The sequence below is a fragment of the Protofrankia sp. CiT1 genome (assembly GCF_917627335.1).
Taxonomy (GTDB): Bacteria; Actinomycetota; Actinomycetes; order Frankiales; family Frankiaceae; genus Protofrankia.
The window spans coordinates 13,066-22,730 of record NZ_CAKJTP010000071.1; the positions used below are offsets into that span (position 1 = coordinate 13,066).

Annotated in this window: 8 protein-coding genes and 2 pseudogenes; 4 read left to right on the forward strand and 6 right to left on the reverse strand. The window is 68.6% G+C overall.

Features of this window, described 5'->3' with window-relative positions; translation table 11 throughout:
• Positions 1-324: 324 nt before the first annotated feature.
• Complete coding sequence (locus MJ785_RS13100) at positions 325-1,101, forward strand: enoyl-CoA hydratase/isomerase family protein (protein WP_239312325.1); 777 nt, start codon at positions 325-327, stop codon at positions 1,099-1,101.
• A 219-nt stretch (positions 1,102-1,320) separates the two neighbouring features.
• Positions 1,321-2,325 (forward strand): M48 family metallopeptidase, encoded by a 1,005-nt coding sequence (locus MJ785_RS13105; protein ID WP_239381136.1) that lies wholly within the window; start codon positions 1,321-1,323, stop codon positions 2,323-2,325.
• A 109-nt stretch (positions 2,326-2,434) separates the two neighbouring features.
• Here the strand turns inward: MJ785_RS13105 and MJ785_RS13110 are convergent, their stop codons facing one another.
• Positions 2,435-3,364 (reverse strand): endonuclease/exonuclease/phosphatase family protein, encoded by a 930-nt coding sequence (locus MJ785_RS13110; protein WP_239312322.1) that lies wholly within the window; start codon positions 3,362-3,364, stop codon positions 2,435-2,437.
• A gap of 202 nt (positions 3,365-3,566) precedes the next feature.
• Positions 3,567-4,985: a transcriptional regulator gene (locus MJ785_RS13115; RefSeq protein WP_239312320.1), complete on the reverse strand. Its 1,419-nt coding sequence runs from the start codon at positions 4,983-4,985 to the stop codon at positions 3,567-3,569.
• Between the two features lie 263 nt (positions 4,986-5,248).
• On the opposite strand from MJ785_RS13115, the gene MJ785_RS13120 reads away from it, so the two are divergent.
• Together MJ785_RS13120 and MJ785_RS13125 are read left to right on the forward strand one after the other, a co-directional pair.
• Complete coding sequence (locus tag MJ785_RS13120; RefSeq protein WP_239312318.1) at positions 5,249-6,034, forward strand: electron transfer flavoprotein subunit beta/FixA family protein; 786 nt, start codon at positions 5,249-5,251, stop codon at positions 6,032-6,034.
• 13 nt (positions 6,035-6,047) lie between these two features.
• On the forward strand, positions 6,048-7,007 hold the full coding sequence (locus MJ785_RS13125; protein ID WP_239347885.1) for an electron transfer flavoprotein subunit alpha/FixB family protein: 960 nt from the start codon (positions 6,048-6,050) through the stop codon (positions 7,005-7,007).
• Between the two features lie 218 nt (positions 7,008-7,225).
• Here the strand turns inward: MJ785_RS13125 and MJ785_RS13130 are convergent.
• The 4 genes and pseudogenes from MJ785_RS13130 to MJ785_RS13145 all read right to left on the reverse strand — a co-directional run.
• Positions 7,226-7,408, reverse strand: a pseudogene (locus MJ785_RS13130) (DUF2813 domain-containing protein); the annotation flags it as partial.
• A 100-nt stretch (positions 7,409-7,508) separates the two neighbouring features.
• A complete protein-coding gene (locus tag MJ785_RS13135) occupies positions 7,509-8,336 on the reverse strand; it encodes a mycofactocin-coupled SDR family oxidoreductase (protein ID WP_239347880.1) in 828 nt (275 codons plus the stop codon).
• A complete protein-coding gene (mftE, locus tag MJ785_RS13140; protein WP_239347878.1) occupies positions 8,336-9,085 on the reverse strand; it encodes a mycofactocin biosynthesis peptidyl-dipeptidase MftE in 750 nt (249 codons plus the stop codon). The genes MJ785_RS13135 and mftE overlap by 1 nt, the downstream gene beginning before the upstream one ends.
• Positions 9,033-9,665 (reverse strand): annotated as a pseudogene (locus tag MJ785_RS13145) (hypothetical protein); the annotation flags it as partial. The gene mftE and the pseudogene MJ785_RS13145, both read right to left, overlap by 53 nt.

A 9,665-nucleotide genomic window follows, 5' to 3' on the forward strand; every position in this document is an offset into this window, starting at 1 on the left:
CGCCTGGCCTCCGCCTGGCATCCAGGCATACCCGACAACGTCCGGCGGCGGCTACTAAGAGCGTCCGGCAATAGGGGACGCGGCGTCGCGGGGCCAGGGCACGCACCTCGCCGCATCGCTCCCCGTCCATCGCTGCGCGATGCACGGGTACCCCGGCTCGTCAGTCGCCACCCAACACCAGGGTGGCTCCCTCCTCCGCCTCGCGATGCACGCACCCCAGCCCCGCTCCTTGATCCACACCCCTATTGCCGGACGCTCTAAGGTGCGTCAGAGGTCCCGAAGGCGCGGTAGTGATCCGCGGTGATGCGACAAGGAGGTCGGCTGGTGGCGGTCGTACATTTCGAGGTCGACAACGCAATAGGCACGATCAGGTTGGACCGCCCTCCGATGAACGCTATTGACAGCCAGCTCACCAGCGAGCTGCGGGCGGCCGCGACGCAGGCCGCGGCCCGCCCGGACGTCCGGGCCGTCGTGCTCTACGGCGGTCCCAAGGTGTTCGCCGCCGGCGCCGACATCAAAGAAATGGCTCCGATGGGCTACGCGGAGATCCTGGCGTGGGTCGGTGCGCTCACCGGGACCTTCGAGCAGGTGGCCCGCATCCCCAAGCCTGTGGTCGCCGCGGTGACCGGGTACGCCCTCGGTGGTGGGCTGGAGCTGGCTCTGTGCGCTGACTTCCGGGTCTTCGGTGACAACGCCAAGGTCGGGCTGCCTGAGATCCTGCTCGGAGTCATCCCCGGCGCCGGCGGGACGCAACGGCTGCCCCGGCTGATCGGTGCCGCCAGGGCCAAGGACCTGATATTCACCGGGCGTCAGGTGCGCGCTTCCGAAGCGAAGGAGATCGGTCTCGCTGACCGGGTGGTGGCTCCCGACGACGTCTACGCCGAGGCCCTGCGGCTGGCCGGCCGGTTCGTCGAGGGGCCGGCGCTGGCCCTGCGGGCGGCCAAGCGGGCGATCGACGACGGTCTGGACGTTGGGCTGCCCGAAGGGCTACGGCTGGAGACCGCGGTGTTCACCGGGCTGTTCGGGACCGAGGACAAGCGTATCGGCATGGAGTCGTTTGTCGAACGAGGCCCGGGGAAGGCGGACTTCGTCGGCCGCTGACCGCGACTGGTCGCCGAGCGTCGTCCTCCGCTGACCGTCACTGGTTGCTGGTCACTGGTCGCCCGCTGGTTGGGTACGGCCCGCCCGGTGTCGCGCAGGTTACCTTCTCGTGTTCGAGCGTGGGGCTTTCATGGGGCGACGGGGGCGCTCTACTATGTCGCCTGACATCCCGCTTGGGCCGACAATGCGACCTTGGACGGGTGCCACGAGAGGTGGAGGATGGCCGAAGCCGACGAGGTCGTCAGTATCCGGAAGTGGTCGGTGGGTTCCGTTGAAAAGAGCGGACGGATTCGCCTGCCAGGGCTTGATCCGGACGCGTTTCGGCATCCGCTGGACCGGCGGGCCACGCGCACGCTGAAACGTGTTCCCGGGTTTGACCGGGCCGTGGCCAAATACATCGAATGGGGCGTTGAGCGCACCCAGTACGTGGAGAACACCGCGTCCAGCGTGAAGGTGGGTCCTCGCCAGCTCCCGGGGATCTACGCGATCCTCCGTGAGGCGTGCGCGATTCTGGACGTCCCGGAACCTGAGCTCTATATCCGGCGTGGGCCGGTCGATGCCTACACGGCCGGGCACAACCATCCGTATGTCGTGCTTTTCACCGATCTCATCGACATCATGGATGAGGACGAGCTGCTGGCCGTGCTCGGGCACGAAATCGGTCATGTCAAATGTGGCCATGTGCTGTATGGGACCATGGCCCGAATCGTCGGCGGGGCGATGGGCGCGGGGGTCGCCCGCCGGTCGAATGCCATTGCCGGCAACCTTGCGACCTTCGGCCTTGGCGCGGGGCTTTCGGCTTGGTCCCGCAAGGCGGAGTTGACCGCCGACCGGGCGGCGATGCTCGCCGTCCAGGACCCGGATCCATGCGTCCGGATGATGATGAAGCTGGCCGGTGGGGCGACCCGCTGGCTCGACCAGATGAACCCCGCCGCTTTCCTTGAGCAGGCGCGGTTGCTCGACGACATGGCCGAGCGGAGCACGCTGGCCCGGTTCCACCGGATGCGGATCCGGACCAGCGGCTCGCACCCGCTCGCGGTCGAGCGTGCCCGTTACTTTGACGAGTGGCTGCGTGAGGACGAGCCCAGGAAGATCCTTGACGGGATCTACGCGGTGCGGGATGGCAGCCGTGCCTGTCTGAGCTGCGTGAAGCCGGCGCGTCCGACGGAGAGTTTCTGCACGGCCTGCGGTACCGGCCTCGCGGTCTGGACCACCTCCGCCTGATCGTCCGGCTGCCCGATCCCGCTGATCCGCTCGTTACCCGGGCCTCGCAGCTGGCCGAGGCCTGGTCACCCGGAATGGTCACCCGGAAACCCGGAATGGTCGCGGGCCGTCAGCGCAGGGAGAGGTCGACGACGAGGGGCTTGTGGTCGCTGCCGAACGGCGCGCCCACCTGGTAGCGGGTGACGGCGAACCGCGGTGAGGCCAGGACATGGTCGATGCGCAGCAGCGGCGGAGCGAACAGGCCGCTCGCGTTCCAGGTGGGCAGCCAGCCCGCGCCGGCCGCGTCGTGGGCGTCGCGGAGATGATTATCCAGTAGGCGTTGGAAGGGACGGTGGTCACGGGTGGCGTTGAAGTCACCGGCGAGCACGACGGGCATGGCTGTCAGGGCGGTGCTGGCCCGCAGATCGTCCAGTTGCCGGCGCCACCGCGGGGCGTAATCGCCACTGGTCGGTGAGAGCGTGTGGACGGCGAAGAGCCGGAACTGGTGCGTGGCGTCCACCCGCACCGTCATCCGTAGTGACGGCAGATCCGCTACCGATGGCAGCTCCGGGTCGGTCAGCGCGAAGCGGGAGAACACCGCGATCCCGAACGGATCCGGCCGGGCGTGGACCTCCCGGTAGGTGAAGTCCCCCAGCGCCCCAGAGCTCTCGATCGCGGCCAGGGTACGGGGAGTGACCTCTTCCAGCACAAGGATATCGGGCCGTTGGGCGCGGATCTGGGATCCCAGGCTTGCGGCGGTCTTGTTCGTGTACAGCAGGTTGGCAGTCATGATCCGCGCTTGTGCCGCGCCAGCGGGCGCGGTTTCGGGCTTTCCCGGCCAGAGCTCGGGAACGGTCCAGTACAGGTGGGCGACGATGACTAGCAGCGAGGCGATCAGCAGTCGGTTGCGGCGCATCGCGAAGCCGATGGCCAGCGTCATGTAGACGGGCAGGTAGACAACCGGGGTGAAGGCGTTGATCCCGGCGTACGGCCAGCTCAGCGCGTCGTCCAGATGGAGGCTCCGGCCCAGCGCGATGATCGCTAGACTGCCTGTGATCATCCAGGAAAGAATGATCATCAATATCCGTGGGGGGATCACCGCGCTGGATCTGTTTCTTGATCCCGATGTGCGATCGTTTTCTTCGGGATACACGGACAGGCCGGCGCCGGCATCCGAGTGCGGGGTCATGGTCATAGATTGCCGAGGGGAGGCGCGATGCGGGCGGCGGGGTCGCCCACATCGCGATCGGCCAGAGTGCCCGCTAGGCCACCTCCGCGCGGACTTTCGCGCGGCCGATCAGTGGCGCGGAGAGTGTCCGCCACTCCCGGACGGCGACGACATCGTCATGCCGGCCCAATGTGCGGTCAACCTCACGCAGCTTGTCGGTGATCCGAGCGGATTCCAGCTGGCCGGCGAGTTCGACCGCGCGGCTCGCGGCGTCCAGCGCGGCTTCGACGTCAGGGCTGGGCCGGGACAGGTAGGACAGTGCGAGATCGGCTTCGGCGTAGCTGCGGGTCCTGGTCCGGGAAGCGAGCTGCCGGGACCGGGATGCCAGCAGCGAAGGCTCGGCATCCGCGGCCTTGCCGAGCAGCAGGAAGCAGTGGCCCTTGCATTCCGCCACGTCCGTCTCGTCGTAGTGGGCAGCCCATAGCGGGCCATCGCCGGGAGTCGCGCGGCCGAGCTCGCGTTCCATGTCGATCAGCGCCTTGCTGCAGCCGGCCTCGTCGCCCGAACGGCCCAGCGCCCAGGCGTATTTGTCGTGCAGCATTGCCCGGACCGATGGGGACGCCGCGCCGCGGGACCGGTCGATGGCGGCCTTCGCCATGGCCAGGCTCTGGCGGAACTGGCCGAGACGCCCGGCCTGGTCGCTCATGGCGGACAGGATGCGGCTGGCGAGCATGGCGTCCCCGCAGTGTTCCGCAAGGCCAAGCGCCTGGATGTAGTAGCGCTGGGCGAGGGCCTGGTGGTTGGAATCCTGGGCGAGCCAGCCGGTGAACTGAGTCAGTTCAGCGAGTGAGCTGAACAGATCCGGGGTATGGCGGCTGTCGAGCGCGGCCTTGGCCCGGTCGTGCAGGAACGCGACCACCTGCCCGCGAATCTCACCGCTGCCGTAGCGGGCGTCGAGCTTGCGGAAGGTCTCGGTCATATCTCTGATCATTGTCGCGGTCGGCACCGGGACCGTGGCCTGGCTCTTACCGATCATTTCGACGACGCCGGTGAGGCTTGCCAGCACCGGGTCGGCGAAGGCTGTGGCGGCGAAGGCCGCTCCGTCGTGTAACAGGTCTCGTCTGCGCATGTCTCGCCCCGAGAGTCCGGCAACGGTCCGAAGAGTGTCCGTGGGTTTCTCCGCCACGGCGAGCCCGAAGTCGTCGCCGTGATAGTTTTCGCCGCGCCAGCCGAGGTCGGACGGCGCGATGGGGTAGCCCACCAACATCGACATTTCGGCGGCGGCGAGCTCGGCCACCATGGGGTCACGGGGGCGCATTCCGCGACGCCAGTGGCCTACGGTGGTGCGTGCGAGGCCGAGATCAACACGTCGTTGCCGGCGTGCGCGTTCGTTGACCTGCCGGGCGAAACGGGTGTCCGAGACGGATGTTTCGGCGAGTAGCCGCGCGAATAAGTTTTGTTGCGGCTCACGGCCGGTCTGATCGTGATCTTTTGATATATGTTGCCTGCCCATTGGGCCCCCGTAGCTCATTGGGTACTGGTTCGTGGTGAAATTGCCGTCGGATCTGCTGTGAGACACAACGTAGCGGAGCTGTCACAATGGCGGAAGGGGATGTGCAGACGCGCATACGAATGCACGTATTGCCGGTCTGGCGTGCGGGATGGGTCGAGTGCGACCTGGGTCACATCGACGATCATTGAGCGTGTCAAGGACACAGGTGCGACCATGTCAAGAGCAATGAAGACCCATGAATGTGGCTACGGAGGCCCCGAGGCGTGAACATCGTCGTCACCGTCAAGCAGGTTCCGGATACCTGGGCGGAGAAGAAGCTCGATCCCACAACCAGGACGACGGATCGCAAGAGCGTCGACAACGTCATGAACGAAATGGACGAATACGGGGTCGAGGAGGCCCTGAAGATCAAGGAGGCTCATGGCGGTGAGGTGACGGTGGTCACCATGGGTCCCGAGAAGGCCCTGGAAACCGTGCGTAAGGCGCTGTCGATGGGTGCGGACAAGGCTGTCCACATCACCGACGAGGCGTTGGCCGGTTCCGACGCCCTCCAGACGTCCGCCGCGCTCGCGAAGGTTATCGCGACGCTTTCGCCTGATATCGTCATCACCGCCGCCGAGGCGTCCGACGCCCGTGGCGGTGTGCTGGGCGCGCTGCTTGCCGAGCACCTCGGATTCCCGCAGCTGACGCAGGCCCGTAAGGTGACCGTCGACCCCGGTGCCGGCACGGTGCGGATCGAACGGCAGGCCGACAACGGCTACCTTCTCGTGGAAGCCGCGACGCCGGTGGTTGTCGGGGTTGTCGAGAAGATCAACCAGCCGCGTTACCCGTCCTTCAAGGGCATTATGGCGGCCAAGAAGAAGCCGTTGACCACGCTGTCCGTTGCGGACGCGGGGCTGGACCCAGGCACGGTGGGGCTTGCCAACGCCGCGTCGACGGTCCTGGACGCCCAGCCCGCCCCGCCTCGCCAGAGCGGAACGATCGTCAAGGACGAGGGTGATGGCGGCACCAGGGTCGCTGACTTCCTCGCCGCACAGAAGCTGATCTGAGGGGTCTTGTCCGATGGCTGAGGTTCTAGTTCTCGTCGAGCACGCAGACGGCGAGCCGAAAAAAATCACCGCCGAACTGCTGACGCTCGCCCGGTCGTTGGGTGAGGCGTCCGCGGTCTTCCTCGGCGCGCCCGGAACGTACGCGAAAGCCAAGGACTACCTGGCCCAGTACGGCGCGTCCACGGTGTACATCGTCGAGTCCGAAGAGGTCACCGACTACGTTGTGGCCCCAGTGGCTGAGGTCCTGGCCACGTTGGTGACCGGCAAGTCGCCGGCGGCGGTCCTGACCGCCGCCACCCCGGACGCCAGGGAAGCCGCCGCGCGCACAGCGGCCAAGACCGGATCGGGCCTGATCTGGGACGCGGTCGGCCTCACCCCAGACCTGGCCGCCACCCAGGGCATCTTCGGTGGCTCCACGGTCGTCACCTCCACGGTCACCAAGGGGACGCCGGTTTTCGCGGTGCGGCCGAACAGCACCGCGCCCCAGGCCGCCCCGACCACACCGACCGAGGAGAAGGTCGACATCACGATCTCGGACTCCGCCAAGTCGGCGAAGGTCCTCGACCGGGTCGTGGAAGCCAAGTCGGGTCGTCCCGACCTCACCGAGGCGCAGATTGTCGTCTCCGGTGGCCGCGGTCTCGGCGGCGCTGAGCACTTCGCTCTCGTGGAGAAGCTGGCCGACACGCTCGGTGCCGCCGTGGGGGCGTCCCGCGCGGCAACCGACGCCGGCTGGTACCCGCACCAGAACCAGGTCGGCCAGACCGGCAAGACGGTGTCGCCACAGCTCTACATCGCGGTCGGTATCTCCGGCGCGATCCAGCACCGGGCCGGGATGCAGACCTCCAAGACGATCGTAGCGGTCAACAAGGACCCAGAAGCGCCGATCTTCGAGTTCGCCGACTACGGTATGGTGGGCGACCTTTTCAATGTCGTTCCGCAGCTCACCGACGCGATCGAGAAGCGCAAGGCGTAGTCTCCGCTTTCTTGCTCACGGACGTTCCAGTGGCTGGGTGCTCCCAACCAGAAGCACCCAGCCACTGCCAGTTCGGCCGGTCTCACCGGCCGAACTCGCCGAAGACCTTGGTCATGTCCTCAAAGCGTGACCAGGATGCCAGCCGCTGGACCGAGCCATCCGGATCAAGGCGTTCGAGGAGCTGTCGCCGGTGCTCAGAGAGTTGCCACCGCTCCAATTCCCCGTGACCACGCCAGACGTTCCACCATCGGCGTATCGGACAGCAGGCTCAGAAAATGGATGACGTCGAAGAGATTGGATTTTCCGGTACCGTTCTCACCGGCTATACAGGTAAATGCGCCGAGGTTAACCCGTAGCCCCAGCAGGTTTTTGAAGCCGTCAACTTCGAGTCGCGTGAGCATCGGTCCTCCTGACTACAAGCATGCCATCCCCGTGGCCCGTGTCCGCACCGGATACCCTTCGGGTCCCCGGTGCCGCACCCGATGACCGATCGGACCTGCCCTATCCGGTGAAACCGGCGTCCACGGGCACGACGGCCCCGGTCAGCGCTCCGGCGGCGGGCGAGCACAGCCAGGCGACGGCCTCCGCCACCTCAGCGGGGTCGAGAAGGCGCCGTTGGAAGGTATGCCGGGCGAACTCGCCGACCCCGTCCAGGCCGTAGATCCGGGCTGTTTCGGCGAGCATCGCCGTGTCCATCGACCCCGGGCACACGACGTTCGCGGTCACCGCCGTGCCGGCGAGGTCCGCGGCCAGACCGCGAACCAGCCCGATCACGCCGTGCTTGGCCGCCGAATACGCGGCGAGGCGCGCCAACGGACGGGTGCCCGCGGCGGAGGAAATCGCCACGAACCGGCCGGCTGGGGCGGCCAGCAGCGCTGGAACGGCTGCCCGGACCAGATGGAACACGCCGTCGAGGTCGGCGGCCTGCAACAGCCGCCAGGTATCGCTGTCGGTCTCCCATACCGGCGGCCCGCCCGCGATCACCCCGGCAACCGCGACCGCCGCGTCGAGACGGCCGAACCTGCTTCGGGCGATTCCCACCGCGGCATCGAGATCAGCCTGGATCCGGACGTCGGCCCGCACCGCCACCGCGTCCGTGCAGCCCGCCACGACCTTCGCGAGATCATCCCAGGTGGCGTACGGGTAGCCGCCGTGCGTGCGGTCCGCGTGACTGCCGGGGCTGGTCGCGACATCGGTGAGCACCAGCCGGTAGCCACGGTCATCCAAGGCGGCCGCGACCGCCGCGCCCAGACCGCGTGCCGCGCCTGTCACCAGGGCTACCGGGCCGTCCAGCGCCGCCGGAGCGGCTGCCAGCGGGTCCACCCGCATCAGGCACCGTCCTCCTCGCGGGGCTTCTGCCACCGGACAATGGCCGCGACCAGGTCGTCGGTGTAGGCGCGCAGCAGCCGTGCGCCCTCGCCCGGGGATGCGCCGGCCGGGTCGCCCAGGACTCCGCAGGGGCTCAGCGGCCGGACCCCGTGGCGGATCAGCTCGGCGAGCGGCGGCGACGGCCCGGCGGCCGCCCGGTCGAGGCTTACCAGGTCTGGCGCCAGGTGCAGCATCAGGGAGGTCTCGACCCGTCCCGCGTGCAGGTCCGTGTCGGCGAAGGGTACCCCCAGCCTGGTGGCGACAACTGAGCGCGGCGTCCAGGCGAGTACCCGACGTCCTTCGGAACGCAGTAGCGTGATCGCTGCCCGCAGCGCCGAGGCGTTGCCGCCGTGCCCGTTCACGAGCACCACACCGGACGCGGTGGTGTCGGCGGAGCGGGCGAGTTCGATGACCGCCAGCGCGAGCACGTGACTGCCCAGCGACAATGTGCCGGGGAAACCCGCGTGCTCCCCGCTCGCGCCGTAGGCCAGCGCCGGGGCGACGAGGACATCGGGCAGCCGAGCGGCCAGCGCGTCCGCGAGTGCCCGCGCGATCCGCGTGTCAGTCTCCAGCGGCAGGTGCGGACCGTGCTGCTCGGTGCTCCCTAGCGGCACCGCCAGCAGCGGTGACTGGTCGCGAAGCCGCGGCCAGCGGCTCTCACCGAGGTTGTTCATCAGCGTTGCGTGCGCGGGGAGCGGGACCGTCGGCACCGGGATCATCCGCTGGGAGGTACCCCCAGCCGCGCAGCGCGGCATGAATCCGGTCGGCAGCCTCCGGCGGGTCGAGGCGAACGGCGGTCCGTCCGGTGCCGCGGGATTCCCCGGCACCGGTCAGCCTCAGGACGCGGTCGCGTGCCGGCAGGGTCTGGTCCGGCGGCAGCAGCACCTTGGGACGGGGGCGCAGCGGCAGACCGGTCGTGGGCGGCGCCTGCCCCAGCGCCACCCGCAGCACCTCGATCGGCGCGCGCCGGGCCGCGACCACCGCGCGCAGCCCGGCGCGGCGCAGTGTCGCCGTCCCGGGATCCACCGACAGCACAGCTGGCGCCCGCACCCGCAGCCGTTCCCGTCGCCCGCCGTCGAGGCGGCGTTCGGCCTCGATGACCCCGGGCGCGGTCGGGATGAGGGACAGCAGGCCGAGGGCCTGTGCCGCACCGCCGCTCCCACGGCCCGCAGCGCTCCCGAGCTCTTCGCCGGCCTCGGGATCGTGGCCGAGGCCGGCGGCGACCAGCGCTGGTACCGCGCCTGAGCCGCGGCGCGGAGACCACGTCCCCGCCACCACGATGTCCCGGCG